Source organism: Cellulosimicrobium sp. NPDC030954, from assembly GCF_055571305.1.
Genome location: NZ_JBVIFN010000003.1, coordinates 145295 through 160170 on the forward strand (window position 1 = coordinate 145295; position 14876 = coordinate 160170).

The 14876-nt window shown below is 74.7% G+C and carries 13 protein-coding genes; 10 read left to right on the forward strand and 3 right to left on the reverse strand.

What is annotated here, in order from left to right; genetic code table 11:
* Positions 1-94: 94 nt before the first annotated feature.
* On the reverse strand, positions 95-1009 hold the full coding sequence (locus tag ACZ402_RS08350) for a biotin--[acetyl-CoA-carboxylase] ligase (protein ID WP_375822916.1): 915 nt from the start codon (positions 1007-1009) through the stop codon (positions 95-97).
* A 240-nt stretch (positions 1010-1249) separates the two neighbouring features.
* Between ACZ402_RS08350 and ACZ402_RS08355 the strand changes: the two genes are divergently transcribed.
* The 8 genes from ACZ402_RS08355 (at position 1250) to ACZ402_RS08390 (ending at position 9925) form a co-directional block, all read left to right on the forward strand.
* A complete protein-coding gene (locus ACZ402_RS08355) occupies positions 1250-2821 on the forward strand; it encodes an acyl-CoA carboxylase subunit beta (protein WP_465272298.1) in 1572 nt (523 codons plus the stop codon).
* Positions 2822-2870: 49 nt separating this feature from the next.
* Positions 2871-3389: a hypothetical protein gene (locus ACZ402_RS08360; protein ID WP_087471592.1), complete on the forward strand. Its 519-nt coding sequence runs from the start codon at positions 2871-2873 to the stop codon at positions 3387-3389.
* The gene (locus tag ACZ402_RS08365; RefSeq protein WP_375822918.1) at positions 3386-3646 is read left to right on the forward strand and encodes an acyl-CoA carboxylase epsilon subunit; all 261 of its coding nucleotides are present in this window, start codon (positions 3386-3388) and stop codon (positions 3644-3646) included. Before ACZ402_RS08360 ends, ACZ402_RS08365 begins: the two co-directional genes overlap by 4 nt.
* Positions 3643-4461: a hypothetical protein gene (locus tag ACZ402_RS08370; RefSeq protein ID WP_375822919.1), complete on the forward strand. Its 819-nt coding sequence runs from the start codon at positions 3643-3645 to the stop codon at positions 4459-4461. The genes ACZ402_RS08365 and ACZ402_RS08370 overlap by 4 nt, the downstream gene beginning before the upstream one ends.
* A 10-nt stretch (positions 4462-4471) precedes the next feature.
* Positions 4472-6214: a DUF885 domain-containing protein gene (locus ACZ402_RS08375; protein ID WP_375822920.1), complete on the forward strand. Its 1743-nt coding sequence runs from the start codon at positions 4472-4474 to the stop codon at positions 6212-6214.
* A 74-nt stretch (positions 6215-6288) separates the two neighbouring features.
* Positions 6289-7209: an AEC family transporter gene (locus tag ACZ402_RS08380; RefSeq protein WP_375822921.1), complete on the forward strand. Its 921-nt coding sequence runs from the start codon at positions 6289-6291 to the stop codon at positions 7207-7209.
* Positions 7210-7269: 60 nt separating this feature from the next.
* Entirely contained in the window at positions 7270-7929 is a 660-nt protein-coding gene (locus ACZ402_RS08385; protein WP_375822922.1) for a Maf family protein, read from the forward strand.
* Between the two features lie 196 nt (positions 7930-8125).
* Positions 8126-9925, forward strand: coding sequence for an acetyl/propionyl/methylcrotonyl-CoA carboxylase subunit alpha (locus tag ACZ402_RS08390; protein ID WP_375822923.1), 1800 nt, complete (start codon positions 8126-8128; stop codon positions 9923-9925).
* Between the two features lie 849 nt (positions 9926-10774).
* Here ACZ402_RS08390 and ACZ402_RS08395 read toward each other — a convergent pair.
* Together ACZ402_RS08395 and ACZ402_RS08400 are read right to left on the reverse strand one after the other, a co-directional pair.
* Entirely contained in the window at positions 10775-12085 is a 1311-nt protein-coding gene (locus tag ACZ402_RS08395; RefSeq protein WP_375822924.1) for an MFS transporter, read from the reverse strand.
* 58 nt (positions 12086-12143) lie between these two features.
* Positions 12144-13346: an MFS transporter gene (locus ACZ402_RS08400; protein WP_375823166.1), complete on the reverse strand. Its 1203-nt coding sequence runs from the start codon at positions 13344-13346 to the stop codon at positions 12144-12146.
* A gap of 141 nt (positions 13347-13487) precedes the next feature.
* Here ACZ402_RS08400 and ACZ402_RS08405 point away from each other — a divergent pair, with 141 nt between their 5' ends.
* Positions 13488-14033: an NUDIX hydrolase gene (locus ACZ402_RS08405; RefSeq protein WP_375822925.1), complete on the forward strand. Its 546-nt coding sequence runs from the start codon at positions 13488-13490 to the stop codon at positions 14031-14033.
* Positions 14034-14124: 91 nt separating this feature from the next.
* Positions 14125-14853, forward strand: coding sequence for a helix-turn-helix transcriptional regulator (locus ACZ402_RS08410; RefSeq protein ID WP_375822926.1), 729 nt, complete (start codon positions 14125-14127; stop codon positions 14851-14853).
* Positions 14854-14876: the final 23 nt, after the last annotated feature.

Below are 14876 nucleotides of genomic sequence, written 5' to 3' on the forward strand. Positions count from 1 at the left end.
ATCGGCGGTCGTGACCGAGATCGGCAGGGACGCGCGAGATCGGCGGTCGTGACCGCCGACGTCGTCCCGGACTGCCGATCTCGGCCGCAGACCGTCACCCGTGCGGGCGCAGGTGGTGGACGTCGCCGCTGTGGTGGACGCTCGTCGTGCCGTCGTCGTCGCGCACCACCAGTCCGCCGTCGGGCGCGAGCGCCGTGGCGAGCCCGACGACGTCGCCGCCCGCGACGCGCTCGACCCGCACGCGCGTGCCGAGCGTGGCGCTGACCTGCGCGCAGTCGGCGTCGAGCCCGGCGGCGTGCGCGTCTCCCCCGGCGTCCTGCCAGCGGGCGAGGACCTCGCCGAACGCCTCGTGGAGCGCGACGAGCAGGACCTCGCGGTCGGTCGTCGCGGCCCCCACGAGGGCGAGCGAGGTGGCCGTGGGGACGGGGAGCTCGTCGCGTGCCTGGGAGACGTTGAGCCCGACGCCGACGACGACACCGCCGTCGGGCAGCACCTCGGCGAGGATGCCGGCGACCTTGCGCAGCGGCGCCTGGTCGCCGGCTCCCGGTGACGCGACGTCCAGCGACCCCGGCGCGGCGCCCGGGTCCGGCACGAGGACGTCGTTCGGCCACTTGACGACCGCGTCGACCCCGGCGGTCGCGCGCAGCGCGCGGGCGGTCGCGAGCCCGGCGAGGAGCGGGAGCCAGCTCAGCGCCTCGCGGGGCACCTCGGGGCGCAGCAGGAGCGAGCCGAGGAGCGCGGCGCGCGGCGGCGTCGTCCACGAGCGCCCGAGCCGGCCGCGGCCGCCGGGCTGGTGCTCGGCGACGAGGAGCGCCGGCGCGGGCCAGGCGTCCGGGTCGTCGGCGACCGCGCGCGCGAGCTCGGCGTTCGTCGACGCCGACTCGGGGACGACCTCGAGCCGGGCGAGGGGCCCCGCGGGCGCCACGAGCAGCTCTCGTAGGAACTCCGCCCGCAGCGGGGGCCGCCCGTCGCCGTCGGGCCTGGTCTCGTCGTCGCGCGCGCTCGCCATGCCCGCCATCCTCCCGCACGCGGACGGCCCGGCACGAGGGTGGGCGGGGACCACGGCCGCGTCCGTGGGCGTCGACGTCGGGTTTGTCGACACCCACCAAGACCCGCCCCGGACGTGCTGGCGTCGCCCGCATCGAGTTGGCGCCACCCGCCAACTAGGCTCGGGTCCGTGACGGACTCTGCGACCACCTCGCCCGCGACGCCCGAGGCACCCCCGACATCGCCCGACGCGCCCCACCTCGTGGGCACCGCGGCCAAGCTCGCCGACCTCGACCGTCGTCGCGCCGAGGCGACGGAGCTGCCCGAGGAGGCGGCGCGGACCAAGCAGCACGCGCGCGGCAAGAAGACGGCGCGCGAGCGCATCGAGGCGCTGCTCGACGAGGGCAGCTTCGTCGAGCTCGACGCGTTCGCGAAGCACCGCTCGCACAACTTCGGGCTCGAGAAGAAGCGCCTGGCGGGCGACGGCGTCGTCGTCGGGCACGGCACGATCGACGGCCGCCAGGTGTGCGTGTACTCCCAGGACTTCACGGTGTTCGGCGGGAGCCTCGGCGAGGTCCACGGCCAGAAGATCACCAAGGTGCAGGACCTCGCGCTGCGCACCGGCGTGCCGCTGATCGGCATCTCCGACGGCGGCGGCGCCCGCATCCAGGAGGGCGTCGCGGCGCTCACGCAGTTCGCGGAGATCTTCCGCCGCAACGTCGCGTCGTCGGGCGTGATCCCGCAGATCTCGCTCATCCTCGGTCCCAGCGCGGGCGGCGCGGTGTACTCCCCCGCGCTGACCGACTTCATCGTCATGGCCGACAAGACGTCGAACATGTTCATCACCGGACCGGACGTGATCCGCGCGGTGACGGGCGAGGACGTGGGCTTCGAGGAGCTCGGCGGTGGTCTGACGCACAACGAGAAGTCCGGCGTCGCGCACTACCTCGGCGCGGACGAGGACGACGCGATCGACTACGTGCGCCACCTCGTGTCCTACCTGCCGCAGAACAACCTCTCGGACGCGCCGTCGTTCCCGCCCGACGACGTCGAGCTCGACGTCACGGAGGAGGACCTCGAGCTGGACGCGCTCGTGCCCGACTCGGACTCGCAGCCGTACGACATGCGCACCGTGATCGAGCACGTGCTCGACGAGGGCGCGTTCCTCGAGGTGCAGCCGCTGTTCGCGAAGAACGTGCTCGTCGGGTTCGGGCACGTCGAGGGCCAGTCCGTCGGCGTCGTCGCGAACCAGCCCCTCGCGATGGCGGGCACGCTCGACATCGACGCCGCGGAGAAGGCGGCGCGGTTCGTGCGCACGTGCGACGCGTTCAACATCCCGGTGCTCACTCTCGTGGACGTCCCCGGCTTCCTGCCGGGCGTCGACCAGGAGCACCAGGGCATCATCCGGCGCGGCGCCAAGCTCATCTACGCCTACGCCGAGGCCACGGTCCCGCTCGTCACGGTCATCACGCGCAAGGCGTACGGCGGGGCGTACATCGTCATGGGCTCCAAGCAGCTCGGCGCCGACGTCAACCTCGCGTGGCCGACGGCGCAGGTCGCCGTCATGGGCGCGGGCGGCGCGGTGAGCATCCTCCAGCGGGCGGCACTCAAGCGCGCGGCCGACGCGGGCGACGACGTCGAGGCGGAGCGCGCCCGGCTCGTCGCCGAGTACGAGGACGCGATCGTCAACCCGTGGGACGCCGCCGAGCGCGGGTACGTGGACGCGGTCATCCGTCCGTCCGAGACACGCGTGCAGGTCGTGCGGGCGCTGCGCGCGCTGCGCACCAAGCGCGCGACCCTGCCGCCCAAGAAGCACGGCAACATCCCGCTGTGACCACGAGCGAGCACGAGCACCCGACGAACCTCGCGAGGGAGAACCAGGAATGAGCCACGACGACGCCACGCACGGACCCGTCCCGCTCGGGTCGGTGGACCCGGCGCCGCTGCACGCCGCGGTCGACGCGCTCACGGCGGCGCTGCACGAGTACGTCGAGACCGCGGTCGGGGTGCGGGCCGAGTTCGGGGCGTCCGAGGCGGACGAGGACCCGCGCGTGCTCGCGCTCGAGGGCCGCATCGGCGCGCTCAACGCGCGGCTGTTCGACGAGCTGCACGGCACGCTCGGCATCCACGCCGACCTCACGACGTCGGTGTGGGATCCGGGCGCCGACGAGGAGGTCGACGAGGACGCCTCCCCGGCGGACGTGCAGGACGACACCTTCACGCTCGACTACGTCGTCATGACGCACCCCGGCGGGCCGGACCTCGACGACGTCGTCGGGCTGCTGGACCGGTGGGGCCACGAGGCGCGCGAGCGGCTCGTCGAGGCCGGGTACGCCGTCCCCGAGTGGGGCGTGGGGCGCGGGGCGGACGACGACCACGACCACGACGAGGACGACGAGTGAGCACGCCACGGCCCGGTTCCCCGAGCGTCCGCGTCGTGCGCGGCGTGCCGGACGAGCTCGAGGTCGCGGCGCTCGTCGCCGGCCTCGCCGCGGCGGCCGCCGCGAGCGGCCTTCCGGACGACGTCGCGCCCGTCGACGAGTGGACCAACCGGGCGCGCGGGCTGCGCGGGACCGGGGACGGCGCGACCGCGAAGAGCTTCGGCGGGCGCTCCGGCCGGCACAACGCCGACTCGTGGCGCTGGAGCCTGCGGTCGTGACGACGCCGAGCACGTCGCCGCGCACGCGCCGCCTGCCCGAGCGGGGCGTGCTCGTCGAGCTCCCCGCGTCCGCCGACGAGGTCGAGGCGGACCCGACGAGCCTGCCGGCCGTGGAGCCCGTGCCGGGCTGGCGCCGGTGGGCCTGGGCCGTGGCGTTCGTGCCGACCGTCGCGCTGCTCGTCTACCAGCGCCTCGCGTCGGGCCGTGGCTGGCCCGTGCCGGACGCCGTCGTGGTGGTCGCGACGCTGGGGCTCCTCGTCACGGCCCTGCTCGCGCTCGTGCGCTACCGGGACGACCGTGTGATCGCGGGGCTCACCCGTGGCCGTGACGCGCTGCTCGCCGCGCCGGTCCGGGCGACCGGGACGCTCGTGCTCCCCGACGCGGGTGCCGCGGACCTGGCGGCGGGCACGGCGGCAGGCACTGCGGAGGGCACGGCAGAGGGCTCGATGGAGGGCGCCGCCACGGGCGCCCGGACGGCCGGGCCGACGGTCGTCCGGACGACCCTGGTCGTGACCACCGCGTCCGGCGCGAGGACCGCACGACCGGCGCGCGTCGTCGTGCCCGACGGCGTGGTGGGCCCGCGCGCGGGCGACCCGGTCGCCGTCTGGCACGCCGCGGACGACACGGACGCCACGGGGGTGCTCCTGGTGCGCTACCACCGTGCCTGGGCGGACGACCTCGTGGCGGCACTGCGCGGCCGCACCGACACCGCTCCCGACGCGGCGCCACCCCCGGACCCGTCCGGCGAGCCGACCGAGGACGACCGCGGGGAGAGCCCGGAGAATCCGGCAGACCCGCGACCGGGTGCCGAGTAGTCTCGACCGGGTGAGCGACACCACCACCACACCCGCCGGCGCATCCGCCGGGACCCCCGACCGCACACCCACGCCGATCGACGCCGTCGCCGAGGCCTACGTCACGCGGATCGCCGAGCTCGACCCGATCGCCGCGACCGCGATGGGCCTGTCCGGCTACGACCACCTCGTCTCCGACCTCTCGCCCGCCGGGCACGACGCGCGGGCCGACGCCGACCGCGCGGTGCTGCGCGAGCTCGAGGGCCTGGAGCCGGTCGACGACGTCGACCGGGTCACCCTGGCCGCGATGCGCGAGCGCGTCGGTCTCCAGCTCGAGCTGCACGAGGCGGGCGAGCCGCTGGCGACCCTCAACAACATCGCGTCGCCGGTGCAGGAGCTGCGCGACGTCTTCGACATCATGCCGACCGGGACCGTCGAGGCGTGGGAGAACATCGCGTCCCGCCTCAACTCCCTCCCCGGCGCGGTCGACGGGTACATGGCCTCCCTCACCGAGGCGGCAGCGCGCGGCAACGTCGCCGCGATCCGTCAGGTGCGGATCGGCGTGCAGCAGTCGCGCGAGCTCGCCGACGCGAAGGGCTCGTTCTTCACGACGTTCGTCGCCGGCCCCGAGGCCAGCGCCGTCCTCGACGACTCCTCGGCGTGCTCGCTCGTGCGCAAGGAGCTCGAGCTCGGCGCCGCCGCGGCGCGCGAGGCCTACGGCCGCCTCGCGGACTTCCTCGAGACGACGCTGGCGCCACAGGCCCGCGAGCAGGACGCCGTCGGCCGCGAGCGCTACGGGCTCTTCTCGCGCACGTTCCTCGGCGCGCAGGTCGACCTCGACGAGACGTACGCGTGGGGGCTCGAGGAGCTCGCGCGCGTCGTCGCCGAGCAGGAGGAGATCGCGGGCCGCATCGCCGGACCGGGCGCGAGCGTCGAGGACGCCGTCGCCGCGCTCGACGCCGACCCGGCGCGCACGCTGCACGGCACCGACGCCCTGAGGTCCTGGATGCAGGAGACGTCGGACGCCGCGATCACCGCGCTGAACGGCGTCCACTTCGACGTCCCGACCCCGGTGCTGGACCTCGAGTGCATGATCGCGCCGACCCAGACGGGCGGGATCTACTACACGCCGCCGAGCGACGACTTCTCCCGGCCCGGCCGCATGTGGTGGTCGGTGCCGTCGGACGTCACGGAGTTCAACACGTGGCGCGAGAAGACGACCGTTTACCACGAGGGCGTCCCCGGCCACCACCTGCAGTGCGGCCAGGCCGTGTACGCGCGCGCGACGCTCAACACGTGGCGCCGGCTCGCGTGCTGGGTCTCGGGCCACGGCGAGGGCTGGGCCCTGTACGCGGAGCGCCTCATGGCGGACCTCGGGTTCCTCGACGACGACGGCGACCGTCTGGGCATGCTCGACGCGCAGCGCATGCGCGCGGCGCGCGTCGTGCTCGACATCGGCGTGCACCTCGGCCTGCCCGCGCCCGAGCGGTGGGGCGGCGGGACCTGGGACGCCGACAAGGCGCTCACGTTCCTGCGCGCCAACGTCAACATGCCGGACTCGTTCGTGCGCTTCGAGCTCGACCGCTACCTCGGGTGGCCGGGCCAGGCGCCGTCGTACAAGGTCGGGCAGCGCCTGTGGGAGGCCACGCGCGACGATGCGCGCGCCGCTGCCACCGCGCGCGGCGAGTCGTTCGACGCGAAGGCGTTCCACGCGCGCGCGCTGAACCTCGGCTCGGTCGGCCTGGACGTGCTGCGCGACGCGCTCTCCTCGTGACCCGGTCGTCCACCCCGCCCGGGTCGGCCTCGCGCCGGCCCGGGCGGGGCGGTCCCGCCCTGAGGGCCTGACGCGTGGGCGCCGTCCTCACCGGTTTCGCCATCATCGCCGTGGTCGTCGCGGCCGGGTACGTCACCGCGCGCCTCGGGATCGGCGGACCCGACGCGCGGACGGCGCTCAACCGCGTCGGGTTCTTCGTCGCGAGCCCCGCCCTGCTGTTCACCGTGCTCGCGCAGGCCGACGTCGGAGCGCTCTTCCAGGCACCGCTCGCAGTCGCGGCGGCGTCGGCCGTCGTGACCGCGGGCGTGTTCGTGCTCGTCGACCGGCTGTGGCTGCGGCTCCCCGCCCCCGAGGCGACCATCGGGGCGGTCGGCTCCGGCTACGTGAACGCGAACAACATCGGCCTGCCCGTCGCGGTGTACGTGCTGGGCGACGCGACCGCCGTCGTGCCGGTGATCCTGCTCCAGCTCCTCGTGCTCGCCCCCGTCGCGCTGCTCGTCCTCGACGCGACGACGAGCGGGCGCCTGTCCTGGCGATTCGTCCTCGCGCAGCCCGTGCGCAACCCGATCATCCTCGGGTCCTTCGCGGGCGCCGTCGTCTCGTTGACCGGCTGGACCCCGCCCGTCGCGGTCACGGCCCCGCTCGAGATCCTCGGCGGCGCCGCCATCCCCATGATCCTGCTCGCGTTCGGCATGTCGTTGCACGGCACCAGGCCGCTGCGCCGCGGCGAGCCCCGCGCGGCCGTCGGGGTGGCGAGCGTCGCGAAGCTGCTCGTCATGCCCGTCGTCGCGTTCGCCGTCTCCCGGCTCGTGCTCGGTCTCGACGACGCCGCGGTCGCGTCGGCCGTCACGCTCGCCGCGCTGCCGACCGCCCAGAACGTCTACAACTACGCGGCGCGGTTCGGGCGGGGTGAGATCCTCGCGCGCGACACGATCCTCGTCACGACCCTCGGCTCGCCCGTCGTGCTGCTCGTCGCCGCGCTGCTGGTCGCGTAGCGGGTTCGTCGGCGGGCGGCACGCCCCGTCGCGCCGGTGCCCGACGGGTAGTCTGCGCGGGTGCTCCGACTCGTGCTCGCCTCCCGCTCCCCCGCCCGCCTCGCGACGCTGCGCGCGGCCGGCGTCGAACCCCTCGTGCGCGTGTCGGGCGTCGACGAGGACGCGGTCCTGCGCGCGGCCGCCGCGGAGCGCGGCGGGCTCGACCCCGTGGACGCGGTGCTCGTCCTGGCCCGGGCGAAGGCGGAGGAGATCGTGCGCACGCTCGCCGACGACGGGTCCGGCACGCCGATCGACGACCCCGCGCTGCTCGTCGGCTGCGACTCGATGCTCGAGCTCGACGGTGAGGTGCTCGGCAAGCCCGCCGACGCCGAGGACGCCCGCGCCCGCTGGCGCTCGATGCGCGGGCGGGCCGGCGTCCTGCACACCGGCCACTGGCTCGTCGACCTTCGCCCGCTGCCCGACGGCGGGACGGGCACCGCGGCAGGAGCCACGAGCTCGACGACCGTGCACTTCGCGGACCTCACCGACGACGAGATCGACGCGTACGTCGCCACGGGCGAGCCGCTGCACGTCGCGGGCGCGTTCACGGTCGACGGCCTCGGCGGGCCCTACGTCGAGCGCATCGAGGGCGACCACCACGGCGTCGTCGGCATCAGCCTCCCGCTGCTGCGGTCGCTGCTCCGGGAGGCCGGCGTCGCGTGGCACGAGCTGCGCGCCTGAGACCGGGCGGCCGACGTCGGTCGTCGATGCTCGTTGTGGGTGCCGGACAACCCCACGGGACGAGCGAGGCCCAGGAGCGCGCCGCTATGGAGGTTTCCTCCAACCGCCCCGCATGCGCCTTGGCATGTTCTCCAATCTTGTCCGGTACCCGGCCCGGGAGCGTGAACGGCGCGGCGCGCACGCGTTACCGTGAGCCGTGCCCGCGAACCCCACCCGCCCCCTGAGCAAGGTCCTCGTCGCCAACCGTGGCGAGATCGCCGTCCGGATCGTCCGCGCCTGCGCCGACGCCGGCATCGCGTCCGTCGCGGTCTACGCGGACCCCGACCGGCAGGCGCCGCACGTGCACCTCGCCGACGAGGCGTTCGCGCTCGGCGGCTCCCGGGCGGCCGAGACGTACCTCGACATCGCGAAGCTGCTCGACGTCGCGCGCCGCTCCGGCGCGGACGCGGTGCACCCCGGGTACGGCTTCCTCGCCGAGAACGCGGAGTTCGCCCAGGCCGTCCTCGACGCCGGCCTCGTCTGGATCGGGCCCCCGCCGGCCGCGATCGACGCGCTGGGCGACAAGGTGAGCGCGCGCCACATCGCGCAGCGCGCGGGCGCCCCGCTCGTGCCCGGCACCCCCGACCCCGTCGCCGACGCGAGCGAGGTGCACGCCTTCGCCGCCGAGCACGGCCTGCCCATCGCGATCAAGGCGGCGTTCGGCGGCGGCGGCCGCGGCCTCAAGGTCGCCCGCACCGCCGACGAGATCGACGAGCTCTACGAGTCCGCGGTGCGCGAGGCCACGGCCGCGTTCGGGCGCGGCGAGTGCTTCGTCGAGCGCTACCTCGACACCCCCCGTCACGTCGAGACCCAGTGCCTCGCGGACGAGCACGGCACCGTCGTCGTCGTGTCCACGCGCGACTGCTCCCTCCAGCGCCGCCACCAGAAGCTCGTCGAGGAGGCCCCTGCGCCCTACCTCAGCGCCGCCCAGGAGGCCGAGCTGTACAAGGCGTCCGAGGCGATCCTGCGCGAGGCCGGCTACGTCGGCGCGGGCACGTGCGAGTTCCTCGTCGGCGCCGACGGCACCATCTCCTTCCTCGAGGTCAACACGCGCCTCCAGGTCGAGCACCCGGTGTCCGAGGAGGTCACCGGCATCGACCTCGTCCGCGAGCAGCTCCGCATCGCCGCGGGCGAGCCGCTCGGCTACACGTCGACGCAGGTGCGCGGCCACTCGATCGAGTTCCGCATCAACGGCGAGGACCCGGCCGCGAACTTCCTCCCCGCACCCGGCCGCATCTCGCGCCTGCGCTTCCCGTCCGGGCCCGGCGTGCGCGTCGACTCCGGCGTCGTCGAGGGCGACACGATCTCCGGCGCGTTCGACTCCATGATCGCCAAGGTCATCGTCACCGGCGCCACGCGCGAGCAGGCCGTCCAGCGCGCCCGCCGCGCGCTGCGCGAGCTCGAGGTCGAGGGCATCCCGACGGTCGTGCCGTTCCACCGCGCCGTGCTCGACGCCGAGGCGTTCGTCCCCACGGACGACGAGCCGTTCCGCGTGCACACCCGCTGGATCGAGACCGAGTTCGCGGACCAGCTCGCCGCACTCGCCCCCGCCCCGGCCGCCCCCGCCGACGATGACGACGAGCCCCTGGCGACCGAGCGCGTCGTCGTCGAGGTCGGCGGCAAGCGCCTGGAGGTCGTCCTCCCGGCGGGCCTCGGCATGGCCGCGGGTCGCGCCCGCACCGCGAACGCCGCCCGTCGGCCCGCACGGCGCAGCACCGGGAAGGCCAACGGCGGCGCCTCCGGCACGACGCTCGCCTCCCCCATGCAGGGCACGATCGTCAAGGTCGCCGTCGCCGACGGCACCCAGGTCGCCGAGGGCGACCTCGTCGTCGTGCTCGAGGCCATGAAGATGGAGCAGCCGCTCCTCGCCCACCGCGCCGGCACCGTCCGCTCGCTCTCCGCCACCGCCGGCGCGAGCGTCAGCTCCGGCACCGCCATCTGCGAGATCGTCGACTGACCCTCGGCGCCGCCGTCGGGCCCGCGCGCCGTCGTCCGTCTCGCGACCCGCAGACTCGGCTCGGGCGACCGGGTCGCTGCTCGGTGAACGCCCGCGGGACCGCCGGCACGGCCGACCATGCTGCGGTCCGGAGAACCGCCCCGACACGCCGGCTCGGGTGAACGCCACCTCCAGCACGTCGCGGCCCGCGCCGACCGAGGTACGGCCCGGTGCATGCCCGCCAGCCGGATCGGGTGACCGAGGCACGGCCCCGCACATGCCGGCGGCGTCGTCTCGGGCGCCCGAGGCGCGGCCCAGCGCATGCCCGCCAGGCGGCTCGGGTGACCGAGGTACGGCCCCGCGCATGCCCGCAGGTTCGGCTCGGGCGACCGAGGAGCGGCCCGGCGAACTACCCGCGGTCGGCTCGAGTGGTCGGGGTGGGGGCGCGCCCGGCCCGCCGCGCCGTCACCTCGGCCCCTCGGCCGACGTCGCCACCACCAAGAGTCCCGCGCGTGGTGACGAGAAGGGAGAAATGGCCCACGGGACAAGGCCCGCAGGGGCCACTTCTCGCATCTCGACAAGACCCTCCCTCCGCCGGGCGGCGCGACCGCCCGCCCAGGCCGAGCCTGTCCGCAGAACCGGGGCCGCGGGTCGTGCGGCGACGGACAGGACGAGCGGTGGGGTCGGACCGTGTGCGCAGGACGTCAGAGGCGCACTCCGAGAACCCCCGCCCGACAGACCAGGGTGACGGTGCGCCAGTCCAAGCACACGGTGCGACCCCACCGCGGACCCGACCCCGCGGGCAGGAGACCGTAATCCACGAGCGGACCTCGCGAGCAGTCGGCCCGATCCGGCACGGAGACGCGGGTGCTAGCCGGGCTGGGCGGCCGAGCGCATGGCGCGGCGGCCCGACGGCAGGGCGACGGCGACGGTGATGACGAGGAACATGAGGATCCCGGAGACGACGAGGAGCGACTCCACGGTGAAACGGTCGGCGAGCGGGCCGAACACGACCATGCCGAGCGGCATCGAGACGGCCATGACGATCCCGACGAACCCGAAGACGCGGCCCTGGCGCTCGGGCTCGACCGTCTCCTGCAGGACGGTCATGGACGTCGTCGAGAACGGCGGCACCGAGAGGCCGAGCAGGAACATGAAGACGAAGAACACCCACATGTTCGTCGAGAGACCCATCGCGACGGACAGCACGCCGAAGACGAACGTCGAGCCGACGATCATGGCGATGCGGTTCTTGAGCCCGCCCCACGTCGCGAGGAGCACGCCACCGAGCAGCATGCCGACGGAGAACGCGACCTCGTTGACGGTGAGCTTCCAGACCTCCTCGCCGAAGGTCCGCGCGACCATGAGCGGCGTGAGGTACGACGGCGCGACGATGAGCAGGAACACGACGGCATAGAGGCCGAGGACCCACCGGACGAACGAGTGGGAACCGAGGTAGCGGAAGCCCTCGACGAGGTCGTCGAAGTACCCGGCCCGCTCCCCCGCGGCGGCGTGCGCGAGCGTCGGGACGGGGACGAGGAGGAGGAGCCCGATCCCGATCGCGGCGGTGACGACGTCGACGAAGAAGACGGAGACGATGGACGTGCTCGCGTAGACCGCCGCGGCGACGGCGGGGGCGAGCAGCATCATCGCGGACTGGATCGACTGGTTGATCCCGTTGACGCGCAGCAGCTTGCTCGTCGGGACGATCTGCGGGAGCAGGGCCGCGACGGCAGGGGTCTGGATGCCGGCACCCGTGGAGCGGATCGCGAGCGCGGCGTAGATGAGCCAGAGATCGTCCGCACCGCCGAGCATGAGCAGCGCGAGCGCGAGGGTCGTCACGGCGATCGTGCCGTCCGCGGCGATGACGAGCGCCTTGCGGTTCACGCGGTCGGCCCACACGCCGCCGAAGATCGAGACGACGGCCTGCGGCAGGAACCCGAAGAGCGTGCTCAGCGCGAGCACGGCGCCGGACTTCGTCTCGATCGTCAGGTGCCACATCACGGCGTACTGCACGAGCATCGAGCCGAACAGGGAGACCGTCTGGCCGGAGAGGAAGATCGCGGTGTCCCGCCGCCACCGGGGCTTGGCGAGCGTGTCGTCGACCGGGGCGCCGGTCTCCGCGCCGTCGGAGACGTCGGCGGTGGGGGCGTCGGTGTTCTCGTACGGCGTATGGCTCACCCGCACATCCTGACGGCCGCCACCCACAGGGTCCACGGAATTCACCGTCGGCGGACGGTCAGTCGGCGGTGGGGACCTCGCCCACGTGCGCGATGTGCCCGAGCTGGCGCCACACGAGCGCGAGCGTGATGCCCGCGCCGACGAACGCGAACCAGAACGGTGCGGTGATCCCCCACGCCTGGGCGAGGACGCCGCCGAGCGCCTGCCCGACGACGCTGCCGCCGAACACGCAGACCATGTAGACCGAGCCGACCCGTCCCTGGAACTCCGTGGGGACGGCACGCTGCCGGATCGTGTTGGACACGGTGCCCCACACGAACGCGTACGCGCCGAAGACGACCATGATCGCGAGGGCGATCCAGCCGGTCGTGGTGAGGGCGAGCGCGAGGTGCATGAGGACCTCGAGCGAGAGGCACACGCGCATGAGGGTCGACAGGCGCACGTGCCGCTCGAGCCACCCGAACGACGCGATGCCCACGACGCCGCCGACGGCCGACGCCGTCGTGAGCAGCCCGAACCCGACCTCACCCATGTCGAGGTGGTCGAGCGCGTACTTGACGAGGACGCCCCACGGCGCTGCCCAGGTCACGTTGAAGGCGAGGATGACGATCGCGAGCGTCCGCACCGGGGCGTTCCCGAGGATCCACCGCACGCCCTCGGCGATGTCCTGGCGCACGTGCGTCTGCGTCTCGCGCACACCGCCCGGTGTGGTCGCGATCCGCCCCACGAGCACGACGGCGAGCCCGACGCACACGACCTGGACGACGAACGGCCAGACCATCCCGAGCGCGAAGAGGAACGCGCCCACGGGCGGCCCGAGCAGCTGGTTGGCGGTGAGGAACCCGGCCTGGAGCCGCGCGTTGCCCGTGCCGAGGTCGCGCGGCTCGACGAGCATCGGGAGCAGGGTCTGGGACGCGGAGTCCGCGAACACCTCGGCGACGCCGTAGAGGAACATCACGGCGAGCACGACGCCGATGCTCACGTGCCCGGTCACGATGAGGACGCACAGCGCCACGACGACGACCGCCCGCAGCGCGTTGGCCACCATGACGACGACGCGCCGGTCGAGGCGGTCGGCCAGCGCCCCGGCCCACAGCCCGAACAGGAGCCAGGGCAGTCGCTGCAGCAGGGCGGCGAGCGCGACGAGGAACGCGGAGTCCGTCTGGGACGCGACGAGCAGGGGCCCCGCCGCCAGGGCGATGCCGTCGCCGACGTTGCTCGTCCACGACGACGACAGCAGCCAGCGGAAGCTGGTGCCCATGCGTCGCGGTGCGACGACCTCCCCGATCCTGCTCACAAGCGGAGAAGCGTACGCCGCCGCGCCGTCTGCCCGGGCAACCTTTTCCGGACGCCGGCGTGGGGTGCGGTGCCGAGCGGCACGCCGGCCTGGCAGCATGGCCCCGTGACCATCCCGACCGCGCCCCGCGACCCCGGCGAGCCGCCCCCGCGGCTCCCCCGCCACCTGCAGCCGGGCGACGGCTGGGTGGAGTGCGCGTGCGGCCGGCGGCACTGGGGACTGTTCGGCGCCGCCGGGCTCCTGCTCGGACGGCGCGACGGAGCGGGCCGGCTGACCGACGTCGTGCTCCAGCACCGCGCCCCGTGGTCCGACCAGGGCGGGACGTGGGGAGTGCCGGGCGGCGCCGTCGGGCCGGACGAGACCCCTGTGCAGGGCGCGCTGCGCGAGGCGCAGGAGGAGGCGGGGCTCGAGCCGGCGCACGTGCGCGTCGTGGGCGAGCGCGTGCTCGACCACGGCCCGTGGCGCTACACGACGGTCCTCGCCGAGGTCGCGGACGGCGCGGTCGTCGAGCCGCGCGCGACGGACGCGGAGAGCGTCGAGGTCCGCTGGGTCCCGGTCGACGACGTCGCGACCCTCGACCTGCTGCCCGCGTTCGCGGACGCCTGGCCGAGCCTGCGCGCGGCGCTCGACCAGGGCGGCCCCGGGGCCTGACGGCCCGCGCCCGCAGGACCTTCGTCATCGATCCGCGTCGGACGCGCCCCGGGACCGGTCCGACGGCGTCGGGCCGGGGCACGATGGCGTCGTGCCCGAGGACACGTCGACCACGTACCGCGCGCTCGCGTCGTCGAGCCGGCTGACGCTGCTGCACGCCCTCCAGGAACGCGGCCCGATGACGGTCGCGGACCTGTCGCGCGAGGCGGCGCTCTGCCCGAGCGCGACGCGCGAGCACCTCCAGCGGCTCGCGGACGCGGGGTTCGTGCGCAGCGCCCCCGAGGTGCGCACGACGCGCGGACGCCCGCGCATCCTCTACGAGGCCATCGCGGGCGAGGACCCGCCCCGGGACGACGGCGCAGCGCGGCGCCTCGGCGAGTCGCTCGTCCGGGCCGCGCTGACCCGCGCGGTGCTCGGTCACGACGACGCCCCCCAGGACCCCGCGCACGCCCCCGCGCCCGGCTCCGGAGACGACCTCGCCGGGACCGCTCGCGCCGCGGGGCGGCGGCTCGCCGACGTGCTCCGTTCCTCGGGCCGGGAGGCGCCCGCGCCCACGCCGGAGAACCAGCTCGCCGCGCTCGACGACCACCTGCACCAGCTCGGGCTCGACCCCGAGCTCGAGGAGGAACGGCTGCGGTTCCACCTCTACCGGTGCCCGTTCCTCGCGCTCGCGGCCGACCGCGAGGACGTGGTCTGCGCGGTCCACCTCGGCCTCGTCCAGGGCGTGCTCGCCGGCGTCGGGGGGCCCGTCCGTGCGGAGGCGCTGCTGCCCTTCGTCGAGCCGCACCACTGCGTGCTGCAGCTCTCGCGCGCGGGCTGATTATTCACGGTCCGCGACCCGCC

Excerpts from the sequence above, each read along its gene's own strand:
- ACZ402_RS08350 (WP_375822916.1), bottom strand. The coding sequence starts at position 1,009 with ATGGCGAGCGCGCGCGACGACGAGACCAGGCCCGACGGCGACGGGCGG.
- ACZ402_RS08400 (WP_375823166.1), bottom strand. The coding sequence starts at position 13,346 with ATGGGCACCAGCTTCCGCTGGCTGCTGTCGTCGTCGTGGACGAGCAAC.
- ACZ402_RS08360 (WP_087471592.1), top strand. The coding sequence starts at position 2,871 with ATGAGCCACGACGACGCCACGCACGGACCCGTCCCGCTCGGGTCGGTG.